The sequence below is a fragment of the Pantoea sp. UBA4549 genome (assembly GCF_002387285.1).
Lineage (GTDB): Bacteria > Pseudomonadota > Gammaproteobacteria > Enterobacterales > Enterobacteriaceae > Pantoea > Pantoea borealis.
This window is the reverse complement of record NZ_DGLH01000015.1, coordinates 128,921-143,725: the sequence shown is the minus strand read 5'-3', so window position 1 is coordinate 143,725 and position 14,805 is coordinate 128,921. Positions and strand designations below refer to the sequence as shown.

General features: G+C 56.0%; 12 protein-coding genes. All 12 read right to left on the bottom strand.

Going from position 1 to position 14,805, the window contains the following annotated elements; translation table 11 throughout:
* Positions 1-85: 85 nt before the first annotated feature.
* On the bottom strand, positions 86-1,543 hold the full coding sequence (gene nuoN, locus B3041_RS14740) for an NADH-quinone oxidoreductase subunit NuoN (RefSeq protein WP_039385550.1): 1,458 nt from the start codon (positions 1,541-1,543) through the stop codon (positions 86-88).
* Between the two features lie 6 nt (positions 1,544-1,549).
* Positions 1,550-3,070 carry an NADH-quinone oxidoreductase subunit M gene (gene nuoM / locus B3041_RS14735; RefSeq protein ID WP_292976302.1) on the bottom strand — a complete coding sequence of 507 codons (1,521 nt, stop codon included), beginning with the start codon at positions 3,068-3,070 and terminating at the stop codon, positions 1,550-1,552.
* A gap of 224 nt (positions 3,071-3,294) precedes the next feature.
* Entirely contained in the window at positions 3,295-5,130 is a 1,836-nt protein-coding gene (gene nuoL / locus B3041_RS14730; protein WP_065648837.1) for an NADH-quinone oxidoreductase subunit L, read from the bottom strand.
* A complete protein-coding gene (gene nuoK, locus B3041_RS14725; RefSeq protein WP_013509877.1) occupies positions 5,127-5,429 on the bottom strand; it encodes an NADH-quinone oxidoreductase subunit NuoK in 303 nt (100 codons plus the stop codon). The genes nuoL and nuoK overlap by 4 nt, the downstream gene beginning before the upstream one ends.
* Positions 5,426-5,977 (bottom strand): NADH-quinone oxidoreductase subunit J, encoded by a 552-nt coding sequence (gene nuoJ / locus B3041_RS14720; protein WP_065648836.1) that lies wholly within the window; start codon positions 5,975-5,977, stop codon positions 5,426-5,428. The genes nuoK and nuoJ overlap by 4 nt, the downstream gene beginning before the upstream one ends.
* 10 nt (positions 5,978-5,987) lie before the next feature.
* Positions 5,988-6,530: an NADH-quinone oxidoreductase subunit NuoI gene (gene nuoI / locus B3041_RS14715; RefSeq protein WP_039385566.1), complete on the bottom strand. Its 543-nt coding sequence runs from the start codon at positions 6,528-6,530 to the stop codon at positions 5,988-5,990.
* Between the two features lie 11 nt (positions 6,531-6,541).
* Positions 6,542-7,519, bottom strand: a complete 978-nt coding sequence (gene nuoH, locus B3041_RS14710; protein WP_065648835.1) for an NADH-quinone oxidoreductase subunit NuoH — start codon at positions 7,517-7,519, stop codon at positions 6,542-6,544.
* A complete protein-coding gene (gene nuoG, locus B3041_RS14705; protein ID WP_292976244.1) occupies positions 7,516-10,239 on the bottom strand; it encodes an NADH-quinone oxidoreductase subunit NuoG in 2,724 nt (907 codons plus the stop codon). Before nuoG ends, nuoH begins: the two co-directional genes overlap by 4 nt.
* 112 nt (positions 10,240-10,351) lie before the next feature.
* Complete coding sequence (gene nuoF / locus B3041_RS14700; protein WP_292976580.1) at positions 10,352-11,692, bottom strand: NADH-quinone oxidoreductase subunit NuoF; 1,341 nt, start codon at positions 11,690-11,692, stop codon at positions 10,352-10,354.
* Entirely contained in the window at positions 11,692-12,207 is a 516-nt protein-coding gene (gene nuoE / locus B3041_RS14695) for an NADH-quinone oxidoreductase subunit NuoE (protein ID WP_292976241.1), read from the bottom strand. The genes nuoF and nuoE overlap by 1 nt, the downstream gene beginning before the upstream one ends.
* A gap of 2 nt (positions 12,208-12,209) precedes the next feature.
* Positions 12,210-14,009 (bottom strand): NADH-quinone oxidoreductase subunit C/D, encoded by a 1,800-nt coding sequence (nuoC, locus tag B3041_RS14690; protein ID WP_065648832.1) that lies wholly within the window; start codon positions 14,007-14,009, stop codon positions 12,210-12,212.
* Positions 14,010-14,125: 116 nt separating this feature from the next.
* The gene (locus tag B3041_RS14685; protein WP_039379030.1) at positions 14,126-14,803 is read right to left on the bottom strand and encodes a NuoB/complex I 20 kDa subunit family protein; all 678 of its coding nucleotides are present in this window, start codon (positions 14,801-14,803) and stop codon (positions 14,126-14,128) included.
* Between the last annotated feature and the right edge of the window lie 2 nt (positions 14,804-14,805).

The window sequence follows — 14,805 nt, the reverse complement described above, 5'->3', positions numbered from 1 at the left end:
TGGCACCGTGACGGCATACGGGCAACGAATAACAGATAAAAAAAATCAGGCCCGGAGGCCTGATTTATGTCAGAAAAAAGCATTGTTACATCAGCGGCTGTGCCATCTGTACCAGCCTGATGAGCGGCTGCGGATAGACACCCAGCAGCAGCACAAGAATGGCGGAAATCAGCACGACCACACCGCCCGCGGTAAACGCCCAGTTAGCCGGCGTATCACGCGTGTGCAGCTCTGGCGGGGTAAGATAGAGGCTCACCGTTACGCGCAGATAGTAGTAAAGGCCGATGGCACTGCCGGCAACCACGGCAGCGGTCAGCCACCAGAGATGCGCATTCACACCGGATGCGATAACGTAGAACTTACCGATAAAGCCCAGCGTCATCGGAATACCCGCCAGCGACAGCATCATCACCGTCATCACCGCTGACAGCACCGGACGATGCCAGAACAGACCGCGATAGGAATAGAGCGAATCGGCATCCGGACCGCGATACGGGCTGGACATCAGGCTGACCACCCCAAAGGCGCCCAGGCTGCTGAACAGATAACCCGCCAGGTAAACACCAGCCGTTTCCAGCGACAGCTGATGCGTTTTCACCGCAATCAGTGCGACCAGCAGATAGCCCAGATGAGCGATAGAGGAGTAGCCAAGCAGACGCTTAATATTGCTCTGCGAAATCGCCATCAGGTTGCCCACCAGGATAGAGACAAAGGCGATAATCCCCAGCACGGTGCGTACCGCTTCGCTGTCGGTCAGCGGCGCGTACATAAACAGACGCATAATGACACCAAAGATAGCGATCTTGCTGGCGGTGGCCAGGAAGGTCGATACCGGTGCAGGCGCGCCCTGATAAACATCCGGCGTCCAGAGATGAAACGGCACCAGCGACAGCTTAAAGCCGAGGCCGATAATCATCATTCCCAGCCCCACCAGCAGCAGCGGCTGCTGGATCATGCTATCGGTCAGGCTGTTACCCAGCTGAACAAAGCTCAGGCTGCCGGAGTCGGCGTAGACCAGCGCAATACCAAACAGCAGAAACGACGAGGCGGCCGCAGAAAGAATGGTGTATTTCAGCGCCGCTTCCAGCGAACGTTTCTGCCGGAAAGCGTAACCAATCAGGCCAAACAGCGGCAGGGAGAGCAGTTCAATACCAATAAAGAGCGCGGCCAGATGGTTTGCACTTGCCAGCACAACCCCGCCCAGCGCAGCAATCAGCACCAGCAGGTAAAACTCATCCTTATTATCCGGGAAGCCCGCCAGCCAGGGATAGGCGAAAGTACAGGTCGCCAGACTCGCCAGCATCACCAGCGCGGTATAGAACATGGAGTAGCCGTCAACGCGCAGCAGCGGCGTCACATCCATTGCGCCCGCCTGCCCGACAAACCACAGCGACACCAGCGCAAGGTTCAGGCCAATAACGGTCAGCGTGGCATTAACGAAATGGTTGCGTCGCCACGCAATGGACAGCATCACCACCACCACCGTCAGTCCGACGATCAACAGCGGCAGTAGCGCGATCAATTGTTGAGGAGTTATTGTCATGGCGAATTACGGCCTTGTAGTTGAAATTGAAGCGGTAAACCACTGCTGAATATTACTCATCGCAGCATGGGACGTATCGAGAATCGGCTGCGGGTAGACACCCAGCAGCACCAGCAGCACGACCAGCACGCCGATGGTGGCAAATTCGCGTACTGACATGCCGGGCAGCGGCTCTTTCGATTTCGCTTCACCGTAGTAAGCACGCTGCATCATGATCAGCGAGTAAACCGAAGCGAACACCAGCCCAAAGGTGGCAATCACGATGATCATCGGTACAACCTGGAAGCTGCCGGTCAGGATCATGAATTCGCCCACAAAGTTGCCGGTACCCGGCATGCCGAGATTCGCTACCGCAAAAAAGAGTGACAGACCCGGGATCCATTTGATTCGCGACCAGAGACCGCCCATCTGACGCATGTCACGGGTATGCAGACGCTCATACAGCTGGCCACACAGAATAAAGAGTGCTGCGGCTGACAGACCGTGAGCAATCATCTGGATAACCGCCCCCTGGAAGGCCAGCTGGCTGCCGGTATAAATCGCGATCAGCACAAAGCCCATGTGCGAAATCGAGGTGTAGGCAATCAGACGCTTAATATCCGTCTGAGAGAATGCCATCCAGGCGCCATAGAAGATGCCGATAATGCCGAGCCACATCGCAATTGGCGCAAACTCAGCTGAAGCATTCGGGAACAGCGGCAGGCTAAAGCGCAGCAGACCATAAGCTGCGGTTTTCAGCAGAATACCGGCCAGATCGACAGAACCGGCAGTCGGTGCCTGGCTGTGTGCATCAGGCAGCCAGCCGTGCAGCGGCACCACCGGCATTTTCACCGCAAAGGCGATGAAGAAGCCCAGCATCAGCAGCCACTCAACGTTGCGTGACATCGGGGTTTTCAGCAGTTCTTCATAGCTGAAGGTCCAGACACCGGTTGCATTGTAGTGCACAAACACCAGCGCCAGAATCGCAATCAGCATCACCAGACCAGACGCCTGAGTGTAAATAAAGAACTTGGTGGCTGCTGTGATACGGGTTTTACCGTCCGACGCTTTATGTCCCCAGAGCGCGATGAGGAAGTACATCGGCACCAGCATCATCTCCCAGAAGAAGAAGAACAGGAACATGTCGATCGCAAGGAATACGCCGATAACGCCGCCCAGGATCCACATCAGATTGAGGTGGAAAAAGCCCTGATACTTCTCAATTTCGTTCCATGAGCAGAGTACCGCCATCAGGCCCAGCAGACCGGTCAGTACCACCATCAGCAGGGACAAACCATCAATGGCCAGATGGAAGCGGATACCAAAGCGCGGGATCCACGCCACGTTAAAGCTTGATTGCCACTGCGGCAGGCCGCTGGCCTGCGTCAGCGAATAGCCGCCCTGCAGCCATAGCTGCAGACCAAGAGCCAGCGTGAGCCCCATGGTGATCAGGGCGATCCAGCGCGGTACTTTTGCGCCAAGCCGTTCAGCCAGCCAGCAGAGCAGGCCCCCGACGAAAGGTATTATTATTAGCCAAGGTAATAGCACGGCATACTTCCCTTTTTTTAACCTGCTTTCGAGCTATCTTGCTTGCCCGATTCGTTTCCGGCAGTGCCCGCAATCCTCACGTACATCAGTACGCTCCGGTTGCTGTGCGCTGGCGATAACGAAAACGGGCTGCGCCGATTACGCTTCGTCATTCAGGCAATTTTCACATTCGCTATCAGGAAAAAAAGAGTTTTTGTCATCTTCTCTTCCAAGCCCATCAATCTTTACATCACCAGCATCAGGGCAAGCACCACGACGGCACCCACGCTCATGGAGGCAACATACCAGCGCAGATAACCATTCTCGCTGACCACCAGACCTTTATTACCAATACGCGACAGCAGCGCAGGCAGGTTCATCAGGGAGTTCAGCGGATCGCGCTGCAGCAGCCATGCGATACCGAGATACGGTTTAACAAAGACTTTGTCATACAGCCAGTCAAAGCCCCAGGCGGCAAACCACCAGGTGCCGAAGAAGCGGCCCGGTGCGCTGTTGGCCACGCGGGTCACCAGCTGACGCTTGCCAAGCCACAGTGCAGCAGCAATCAGAATCCCGCTGACAGCCACTAAGCCTGATGCGATCTCCAGCGCCATTTTGCCGTTTTCGCCAAATTCATTTTCCGGCAGGACGCCTGCCAGCGGAGGCGTAATCAGCGCGCCAATGAAGGTGGAGAGGATCAGCAGCACAATCAGCGGCAGATGATGGGTAATGCCTTTACCGGCATGCGCGTGGATCTTCTCCTCGCCATGGAACACGATAAAGATCATGCGGAAGGTGTAGATAGAGGTCAGGAATGCCCCGACCAGACCGGCAACCATCAGATTAATGTGTCCGTTGGCCAGCGCACCAAACAGGATCTCATCTTTACTGTAGAAGCCTGCGGTAATAAGCGGCAGCGCGGCCAGCGCGGCACCGCCTACCAGGAAGCAGGCATAAACCAGCGGAATGCTTTTGCGCAGGCCACCCATTTTAAAGATGTTCTGCTCATGATGGCACGCCAGAATAACGGAGCCAGATGAGAGGAACAGCAGCGCTTTAAAGAAAGCGTGCGTCATCAGATGGAAAATCGCCGCATCCCATGCCTGTACGCCCAGCGCCAGGAACATGTAGCCAATCTGACTCATGGTGGAGTAAGCCAGCACGCGCTTGATATCGGTCTGTACCAGCGCAGCAAAACCTGCCAGAACCAGCGTGATAGCGCCGACAATTCCCACCAGATGCAGAACGTCAGGCGTCAGCAGGAACAGACCATGCGTACGGGCGATTAAGTAGACACCCGCCGTGACCATAGTTGCCGCATGGATCAGGGCCGAAACCGGCGTCGGACCCGCCATCGCATCCGCCAGCCAGGTTTGCAGCGGCAGCTGTGCAGATTTACCTACTGCGCCGCCCAGCAGCATCAGAGTGGCCCACTGCAGCATACTGTTATCTGCAGCAAAGTGTGCCGGTGCCAGCGCCATCAGCTCACGGAAGTTCAGCGTGCCGAGTTCGTTGTAGAGAATAAACAGCGCAAAGGCCAGAAACACATCGCCCACACGGGTGATGATAAACGCTTTCATGGCCGCTTTGCCGTTATCCGGATTGCTGTAGTAGAAGCCGATCAGCAGATAGGAGCAAAGCCCTACCCCTTCCCAGCCCAGATACATCAGCATCAGGTTATCAGCCAGGACCAGTACGACCATGCTGGCGATAAACAGGTTGGTATAGGCGAAGAAGCGGGAATAGCCCTCTTCACCACGCATATACCAGGAGGCAAACATATGAATAAAGAAGCCGACGCCCGTGACCACAGAGAGCATCGTCAGTGACAGGCCATCCAGCACCAGATTCACTTTAATATCAAAGTTGCCAACCTGCATCCAGGTCCACAGCGCCTGAGTAAACGGCTGCTGTCCCTGACCGAAAAACTCAATACCCGCATAAAGCGTGGTCAGGGCCGAAAGACCGACCGACCCCATTCCGACAGCAGCTGACAGGTTCTCTGACCAGCGGCCCCGGGAAAACGCTAACAGCAAAAAGCCGATTAGCGGAAACAGTACAGTTAAATAGAGAAGATTCATCCGCGCATCTCGCTCACTGTGTCAATGTTCAGCGTCTGACGACGACGATAGAGCTGCAGCAGCAGGGCAAGGCCAATACTCGCTTCCGCTGCTGCAAGGCTGATTGCCAGGATATACATCACCTGACCATCTGCCTGCCCCCAATAGCTGCCCGCCACCACCAGCGCCAGCGCTGCGGCGTTGATCATGATCTCCAGACCAATCAGCATAAACAGCAGGTTACGGCGCAGCACCAGTGAGGTCAGGCCGAGAACAAAGAGCACCGCAGCCAGAATCAGGCCATGTTGTAATGGGATCATGCCTGTCCCTCCTTATTGGATGCTGCATCCGTTACGCGATGGCTCATCACTTCAGCGTGACGATCGTCACGGCCGATGTGGAAGGCAACCACCAGGCCTGCCAGCAGCAGCATTGAAGCCAGTTCTACCGCCAGAACATACGGGCCAAACAGGCTGATACCGACTGCTTTTGCATCGATAACCGTGCCATCAATGCCCTGATCGGTGGCAGTGAGGATAGCGTAAACCATCACCACCAGCAGCAGCGCGGAGACAATGCCGGGTCCAACCCAGAGTGACGGCTTAAGCCACTCCCGCTCCTGCTCCTGCTGACTCTTGCCGAGATTGAGCATCATCACCACAAACACAAACAGCACCATAATGGCACCGGCATAAACGATAATTTCCAGCGCACCCGCAAAGTAGGCACCCATGGCAAAAAACGCGCCGGCAATCGACAGCAGTGAGACAATCAGGTACAGCAGCGCGTGTACCGGGTTCGTATGCGTGATAACGCGTAGCGTCGTCAGCACCGCCACCAGTCCGCAAAGATAAAACGCAAATTCCATACCTGGCTCCTTAAGGTAATAAGCCTTTGACGTCGATCGGTTTGGCTTCGTTTTCCGCGTCGCCCTTCTCTTTTCCGTCGATCGCCATACCCGCCATACGATAGAAATTGTACTCCGGGTATTTGCCGGGGCCCGAGATCAGCAGATCCTGCTTCTCATACACCAGGTCCTGACGCTTAAACTCACCCAGTTCAAAATCCGGGGTCAGCTGAATCGCGGTGGTCGGACAGGCTTCTTCACACAGGCCGCAAAAAATGCAGCGTGAAAAGTTGATGCGGAAGAATTCCGGATACCAGCGGCCATCCTGCGTCTCTGCTTTCTGCAGCGAAATACAGCCTACCGGGCAGGCAACTGCACACAGGTTGCAGGCCACACAGCGCTCTTCGCCGTCAGGATCGCGCGTCAGAACAATACGGCCGCGATAGCGTGGCGGCAGATAGACCGGCTCTTCCGGGTACATCTGCGTTTCACGTTTGGCGAAGGCGTGCATGCCAATCATCCAGATACTGCGCACTGTCGTGCCGAAGCCAACGACAATATCTTTTAATGTCATCTCAATACCCCTTACTGCGCGTTGTACAGAATCACTGCGGCGGTCGCCAGCAGGTTCAACAGCGTCAACGGCAGACAAACTTTCCAGCCGAACGACAGCACCTGGTCATAGCGTGGACGCGGCAGCGCAGCACGGATCAGGATAAACATCACCATAAAGAACGCCGTTTTTAGGGCGAACCAGATGAATGGCGGCAGGAAGGGTCCGTGCCAGCCACCAAAGAACAGCGTGACGATCAGCGCGGAAACCGTGGTAATGGCGACATATTCACCCACAAAGAACAGACCGAACTTCATACCGGCATATTCAATGTGATAACCGTCAGCCAGCTCCTGTTCCGCTTCCGGCTGGTCAAACGGATGACGGTGGCACACCGCTACGCCTGCAATACAGAAGGTTAAAAAGCCAAAGAACTGCGGAATGATGTTCCACAGGTGCGTCTGGTTTTCGACAATCGCATTCAGGTTAAACGAGCCCGCCTGCGCCACTACGCCCATCAGCGACAGGCCAAGGAACACTTCATAGCTCAGCGTCTGCGCAGAGGCACGCATCGCACCCAGCAGTGAGTATTTGTTGTTGCTCGACCAGCCGGCAAACAGCACGGCGTAGACGGCCAGGCCTGCCATCATCAGGAAGAACAGCAGACCGATGTTCAGATCTGTGACCATCCAGGTGGGTGAAACCGGCACAATTGCAAAGGCCAGCAGCAGCGATACAAAGGCGATAACCGGTGCCAGCGTAAAGATAAAACGGTCGGTAAACGGCGGTACCCAGTCCTCTTTAAAGAACATTTTGATCATATCCGCCGCCAGCTGAAGTGAACCACCCCAGCCGACACGGTTAGGTCCGTAGCGGTTCTGCCATAAGCCGAGCAAACGGCGCTCGGCAAAACTCATGAAAGCACCGCAGGCTACTACGACCAGCAGGATCACAATCGCTTTAACGACCTGCAGAATGATGTCGATAACGTCCGATGTCAGCCAGCTCATTGCGCAGCCTCCTGCAGTTGGTCAATTTGTGCATGCGCAAGGAACGGCGGCACACCCGGCATGCCCAGCGGCAGCCCAATCTGTCCCGGCTGCAGGAAGGCAGAGAAGCGTACCGGCAGGCGCAGCGTTTCACCGGCACACACCAGCTCTGCGGCAGCGCCATGATTGACGCCAAGCTTCTCTGCGTCCGCTGGATTAATGACCAGCTCAGCAGGCACCATGCGCTTCTGGAACGTCGGGGAACGCTGCGTCATTTCCTCACTGCCGAACAGACGGTAGTAAGGCGCAACGCGGAAGTGGCTGCCGCTGGCAAACCGTTCCGGCACGTTACTGAACCACGGCAGTGAACCTTCACCTGCTTCAAACAGGCGCACACCCGGATCGCCATTCCGCAGTTTGCCGCCAACTTCATCCTGGAATTTGTTCCACGCCTGCGGTGAGTTCCAGCCTGGCGCCCAGGCGAATGGGATCTGCGAACGCGGTGCCTCAGGCTGGTTGTTCCCTTCCATAGAGAAGGCGAACATGGTGTCTTTATCCTGCGGCTGACGCGGCTCATGTACGCTGATATTGGCGCGGGCGGCGGTACGGCCACTGGCGCGATGCGGTGAACGAGCCAGTTTCTGACCACGAATGCGGAAGCTGGCATCCGGTGCCGCATCTTTAATCCCTTTCAGCTGCGGCAGCGCAGCGATGGTCGCATCAATGACGTGATCGAGCTGCGTCCAGTCAATATGACGACTCTCCAGCGTGCTGTGCAGCGAGTGCAGCCAGCGCCAGCTTTCCAGCATCACAATGCTGTTGTCATAGTAAGCGGGATCGTAAACCTGGAAGAAGCGCTGTGCACGGCCTTCATGATTGATTGACGTGCCGTCGCTTTCAGCAAAGCTGGCCGCTGAGAGCACCAGACCCGCTTTCTCCAGCGTGGCGGTCCGCTGATGATCAACCACAATGACACTTGATGCAGTCTGCAGCGCAGCGTCAACGCGGGCTTTAGGCGCGTGACGATAGAGATCGTTCTCCAGCACTACCAGCGCATCCGCTTCGCCGTTTGTCAGCTGGTCCAGCGCCGCATCCAGCGAGTGACCGCCTATCAGGCCAAGCCCCATGCTGTTAGCTGCGCCAGCCAGCAGGGTGATCCCTACATCGGCACCGCGGGCTTTCAGCGCTTTCGCTACGTTGGCAGCCGCCTCAATCATTGCAGTACTGCCAGAGTGGGTGCCGGAGATAATCAGCGGCTTTTTCGCCCCTGCCAGCGCCTGCACCACCACATCAATTTTGCTGCTGAGTGATTTATCGATATCACTCACCGCGGGCGCGCTCTCATCCAGCGCGCTGGCGATGGCAAAACCAAGACGCGCCTGATCTTCTACCGGTGCGCGATAGCTCCACGCCGCAATGTCATCCAGACGGGTTTCATCGACGTTAGTGACAAACAGTGGATGTTTAGCATGCTGACCGATGTTCAGGATGGCGGCGATCTGCCAGTCTGCGACTTTCTGCGCCGCTGCCATCTCACGCGCTTTGCCTTTTACGGCCTGGCGGACTGACAGTGCGACGCGTGCACCCACCTGCGTCAGATCTTCGCCCAGCACCAGCACGGCATCATAGCTCTCCATTTCGCGCAGCGAAGGAGTATAGATACCGCTGTTCTGCAGCACGTTCAGCATCAGTTCTACGCGCGACTGCTCTCCTGCCGGCATACCGGTTGAGAAGTTGCCGGCACCCACCAGTTCGCGCAGGGCGAAGTTGCTTTCGATGCTGGCGCGGGGTGAGCCGATGCCGATAACGCGTTTCGCCTGACGCAGCACGTCAGCCGCAGCGTTAACTGCCTGCTCTGCATTCAGCGTGATGCTATCGCTGCCGCGCAGCTGATGCGGATGACGCGGGCGATCTTTGCGGTTGACATAGCCATAGCCAAAACGACCGCGATCGCAGAGGAAGTAGTGGTTTACCGTGCCGTTATAACGGTTTTCAATACGACGCAGTTCACCATAGCGCTCACCGGGACTGGTGTTACAGCCCACGCTGCACTGCTGGCAAATGCTGGGCGCAAACTGCATATCCCACTTACGGTTATAACGCTCAGAGTGCGTTTTATCGGTGAACACGCCGGTCGGGCAGATCTCAACCAGGTTACCGGAGAATTCGCTCTCCAGTGTGCCATCTTCCGGGCGACCAAAGTAGACGTTATCGTGCGCGCCATACACGCCCAGATCTTTACCGTCAGCGTAATCTTTGTAATAGCGTACGCAACGATAGCAGGCGATGCAGCGGTTCATCTCATGGGAGATAAACGGACCGAGATCCTGATTCTGGTGAGTGCGCTTGGTAAAGCGATAACGACGGAAGCTGTGGCCTGTCATCACCGTCATATCCTGCAGATGACAGTTACCCCCCTCCTCGCAGACCGGACAGTCGTGCGGATGGTTCGTCATCAGCCACTCTACGACGCTTTCACGAAACTCTTTCGCTTCGCCGTCATCAATAGAGATAAAGGTGCCATCCGATGCCGGTGTCATGCAGGACATAACAAGGCGGCCGCGGGTATCTTCGGCATTCTGGAATTGCTTTACCGCACACTGGCGGCAGGCGCCTACGCTGCCGAGCGCCGGATGCCAGCAAAAATAGGGAATATCAAGGCCCAGAGAGAGACACGCCTGCAGCAGGTTGTCCGCTCCGTTCACATCATATTCTTTACCGTCTACATGGATTGTAGCCATAGTGAACATGCTTCCGTAAGGCTCGTCCGGGGACGAGCGTTAAACATCAAATTCTGTTATCCCGCTTTTCAGCCGGACGGGCGTCTGGCGCCTTCCGTCTATGGTGGCCTGCTTACCAGCGCGCTTTCAGCAGGTTAGGCTGGATCCCGCTAATGGAGCGGGTATTGCCAAACACCTGCGGCGCAATGCCGGCTTCAAACTCTTCACGGAAATATTTAATTGCGCTCTGCAGTGGCTCAACTGCACCTGGCGCATGCGCGCAGAACGTTTTACCCGGACCCAGCTGGCGGCAAAGCTGCAGCAGCGTTTCGATATCACCCGGTTGTCCCTGCTTCTGCTCCAGCGCACGCAGGATCTTCACGCTCCACGGCAGACCGTCACGGCACGGCGTACACCAGCCGCACGACTCACGAGCAAAAAACTCTTCCAGGTTACGCACCAGCGACACCATATTGATCTCGTGGTCCACCGCCATCGCCAGCGCCGTACCCAGACGGCTGCCTGCTTTACCAATGCTGGCAAACTCCATCGGCAGGTCGAGATGCTGGTCGGTCAGAAAATCGGTTCCGGCGCCACCTGGCTGCCATGCCTTGAACTTCAGACCATCGCGCATACCGCCGGCGTAATCTTCCAGAATTTCGCGGGCGGTAATACCAAACGGCAGTTCCCAGACGCCCGGGTTCTTAACGCGGCCGGAGAAGCCCATCATTTTCGTGCCGGCGTCTTCGCTCTTGGACAGCCCTTTGTACCACTCCACGCCGTTCAGGAAGATGGCTGGCACGTTGGAGAGCGTCTCAACGTTGTTAACGCAGGTTGGTTTGCCCCATACACCGGCGCTGGCCGGGAACGGTGGTTTGGAACGCGGGTTAGCGCGACGCCCTTCCAGCGAGTTGATCAGCGCCGTCTCTTCACCACAGATATAGCGACCCGCGCCAGTGTGAACAAATAGCTCGAAGTCAAAACCGGTGCCGAGGATATTTTTACCGAGATAGCCCGCTTCGGTGGCTTCTGCAATGGCGCGACGCAGATTCTCTGCGGCTTCAACATATTCGCCGCGCAGGAAGATGTAGCCACGGTAGGCTTTTAGCGCAAAAGCACTAATCAGCATGCCTTCAACCAGCTGATGCGGCAGCTGCTCCATCAGCAGGCGGTCTTTATAGGTGCCCGGCTCCATCTCATCCGCGTTACACAGCAGGTAGCGGATATTCATGGACTCATCTTTTGGCATCAGGCTCCACTTCAGACCCGTGCTGAAGCCTGCACCGCCGCGCCCTTTCAGACCAGAATCTTTCACCGCCGTAACGATCTCATCCTGGCTCATGCCGTTCAGCGCTTTTTCAGCACCTGCATAGCCATTTTTACTGCGGTACTCTTCCAGCCATACCGGCTGTTTGTCGTCACGCAGACGCCAGGTCAGCGGATGGGTTTCCGCAGCACGAATAATGGGTTTCATCATTGATACTGCTCCAGTAGCGAGACGATACCTTCCGGCGTCAGATGAACGTGCGTGTCGTCATTCACCATCATGGTCGGCCCCTTATCGCAGTTGCCGAGGCAGCAGGTAGGCAGCAGCGTAAAGCGCCCATCTGCCGTTGTCTGGCCGGGTTTAATATTGAGATTCTGCTCCAGCGCTGCCTGAATATCCTGATAACCGGTAATGTGGCACACCACGCTGTCGCAGTAGCGGATCACATGACGGCCAACCGGCGTACGGTAAATCTGGCTGTAGAACGTTGCCACGCCTTCGACATCGCTGGCCGGAATACCCAGCACATTAGCAATGGCGTGAATAGCCCCATCCGGCACCCAGCCCCGCGCTTTTTGCACGATCTTCAGCGCTTCAATTGAGGCTGCGCGCGCATCCTCGTAGTGATGTTTTTCATGCTCAATAGCGTGGTGCTCGGCCTCGCTCAGCACAAAGACCTCATTCGGGTCGATGGTTTGAATGGCAATTTTTTGATCGTGCATAATTAGCGGTCCACGTCTGACATAACAAAATCGATACTACCGAGGTAGACGATAAGATCGGATACCAGGCTGCCACGGATCACTGACGGGATCTGCTGCAGGTGCGGGAAGCTTGGTGTGCGCACGCGGGTGCGATAACTCATAGTGCTGCCGTCACTGGTCAGGTAGTAACTGTTGATCCCTTTTGTCGCCTCAATCATCTGGAACGATTCATTGGCGGGCATTACCGGTCCCCAGGAAACCTGCAGGAAGTGGGTGATCAATGTTTCAATGTGCTGCAGCGTACGCTCTTTCGGCGGCGGCGTGGTCAGCGGGTGATCCGCTTTGAACGGCCCTTCCGGCATGTTGTTCAGACACTGCTCCAGAATACGCAGCGACTGCCACATCTCTTCCATCTTCAGCTGCACGCGGGTGTAAGCGTCACTGATACCTGCGCCAACCGGGATTTCAAAGTCGAAGTTTTCGTAGCCTGAATAAGGACGCCATTTACGTACGTCAAAGTCGAGGCCGGTTGCGCGCAGACCAGCACCGGTTGTGCCCCACGCCAGCGCCTCATCCATATTGTAGGCGGCTACGCCCTGCGAACGCCCCATCAATACGGTATTGCGCAGTGCCGCTTTGTCATACTCTTTCAGGCGTTTTGGCATCCAGTCGAGGAATTCACGCAGCAGGCGCTCCCACCCTTTTGGCAGATCGTGCGCCACACCACCGATGCGGAACCAGGCGGGGTGCATACGGAAACCGGTAATCGCTTCCACGACGTCATAAATTTTCTGACGATCGGTAAAGGCAAAGAACACCGGCGTCATTGCGCCAACGTCCTGAATAAACGTGGAGATGTAAAGCAGGTGGCTGTTGATACGGAACAGCTCAGAGAGCATAACGCGAATCACGTTAACGCGGTCTGGTACCGTGATCCCGGCCAGCTTCTCTACGGCGAGCACGTAAGGCATTTCATTAACACAGCCGCCCAGATACTCAATACGATCGGTATAAGGGATATAGCTATGCCAGGACTGACGCTCGCCCATCTTCTCCGCACCGCGGTGGTGATAGCCGACGTCTGGCACGCAGTCGACAATCTCTTCACCATCAAGCTGCAGGATAATGCGGAACGCACCGTGCGCAGAGGGGTGGTTAGGGCCAAGGTTAAGGAACATAAAGTCCTCATTGGCCGTGCTGCGCTTCATACCCCACTCTTCGGGCTTAAACGTCAGCGACTCCATTTCGAGATCTTCTTTCTGCTTTGTCAGCGTGAAAGGATCGAACTCGGTCGCGCGTGCCGGATAGTCTTTGCGCAGCGGGTGCCCTTCCCAGGTCTGCGGCATCATAATGCGCGTCAGATGAGGGTGCCCCTGGAACGTAATGCCAAACATCTCCCAGGTTTCGCGCTCATACCAGTTGGCGTTAGCGAAAATAGTGGTGATGGTTGGCACATTCAGATCGTTTTCAGATAACGCCACCTTGAGCATGATGTCGCGGTTGCGTTCAATAGAAAGCAGATGATAGAAAACGGAAAAATCCGCAGCAGGCAGGCCTGCGCGGTGGGTACGTAAACGCTCATCAAAGCCATGCAGGTCATACAGCATGACATAGGGCTTAGGCAACTTGCGCAGAAACGCAACGATTTCCAGCAGCTGTTCGCGTTTTACCCATACCACCGGGATGCCGGTACGGGTTGCCTGAACTGTAAAGGCGTCCGGCCCAAAACGATTACGCAACTCGCCGATCACCGGGTCATCCAGGTGCTCCCGGGTTTGCCATGATGGCTGCGCGAGATCTTGCGTGGTCAAATCTGTCATACGTTACTCACCATTCCGGCCTGTTATCAGGCACTCAAAAGAAGGCGTCAGGATGGCGGCACACACTACGTTGTCATTTTCTGCGGCGGCCGTTACTCCATCCGTGTACGGGATACTTACACTTCGTCCGGGGTTCTCAGGTTAGTGACGGCAATTCGCTCACCACGTTTCCTTTCACGCTCAGACTGCATGTTGGCGCGATATACACCCTGGTCGCCGACGACCCAGGAGAGGGGACGACGCTCTTTGCCGATCGACTCACGCAGCAGCAGCAGCGCCTGCATATAGGCTTCCGGACGCGGCGGACAGCCAGGAATGTAAACATCCACCGGCAGGAATTTATCTACGCCCTGCACAACAGAATAGATGTCATACATACCGCCTGAGTTAGCGCAGGCACCCATTGAGATCACCCATTTAGGTTCCAGCATCTGATCGTATAAGCGCTGGATAACAGGGGCCATTTTGGTGAAAGGCGTACCGGCAATAACCATAAAGTCAGCCTGGCGCGGCGAGGCACGCATAACTTCAGCGCCAAAGCGTGCCACGTCATGCACTGCAGTAAATGACGTTGTCATTTCTACGTAGCAGCAGGAGAGGCCAAAGTTGTAGGGCCAGAGAGAGTTTTTACGTCCCCAGTTCACCATGTCGTGCAGGGCGTGTTCCAGCTTGCCCATATAAACGCTGCGGTGAACATGCTGTTCCAGAGGATCGGTAACAATCTCCTGTTTCTGCAGAGGATAACGATCGCCATCCCCGCCGTTCGGGTCTACGCGTGTCAGCGTGTAGTCCATCT

What these genes read in the sequence shown, in the direction of transcription:
- nuoN (WP_039385550.1), bottom strand. Translation starts at nt 1,543, where the DNA reads ATGACAATAACTCCTCAACAATTGATCGCGCTACTGCCGCTGTTGATC.
- nuoL (WP_065648837.1), bottom strand. Translation starts at nt 5,130, where the DNA reads ATGAATCTTCTCTATTTAACTGTACTGTTTCCGCTAATCGGCTTTTTG.
- nuoK (WP_013509877.1), bottom strand. Translation starts at nt 5,429, where the DNA reads ATGATCCCATTACAACATGGCCTGATTCTGGCTGCGGTGCTCTTTGTT.
- nuoJ (WP_065648836.1), bottom strand. Translation starts at nt 5,977, where the DNA reads ATGGAATTTGCGTTTTATCTTTGCGGACTGGTGGCGGTGCTGACGACG.
- nuoI (WP_039385566.1), bottom strand. Translation starts at nt 6,530, where the DNA reads ATGACATTAAAAGATATTGTCGTTGGCTTCGGCACGACAGTGCGCAGT.
- nuoH (WP_065648835.1), bottom strand. Translation starts at nt 7,519, where the DNA reads ATGAGCTGGCTGACATCGGACGTTATCGACATCATTCTGCAGGTCGTT.
- nuoG (WP_292976244.1), bottom strand. Translation starts at nt 10,239, where the DNA reads ATGGCTACAATCCATGTAGACGGTAAAGAATATGATGTGAACGGAGCG.
- nuoF (WP_292976580.1), bottom strand. Translation starts at nt 11,692, where the DNA reads ATGAAACCCATTATTCGTGCTGCGGAAACCCATCCGCTGACCTGGCGT.
- nuoE (WP_292976241.1), bottom strand. Translation starts at nt 12,207, where the DNA reads ATGCACGATCAAAAAATTGCCATTCAAACCATCGACCCGAATGAGGTC.
- nuoC (WP_065648832.1), bottom strand. Translation starts at nt 14,009, where the DNA reads ATGACAGATTTGACCACGCAAGATCTCGCGCAGCCATCATGGCAAACC.
- B3041_RS14685 (WP_039379030.1), bottom strand. Translation starts at nt 14,803, where the DNA reads ATGGACTACACGCTGACACGCGTAGACCCGAACGGCGGGGATGGCGAT.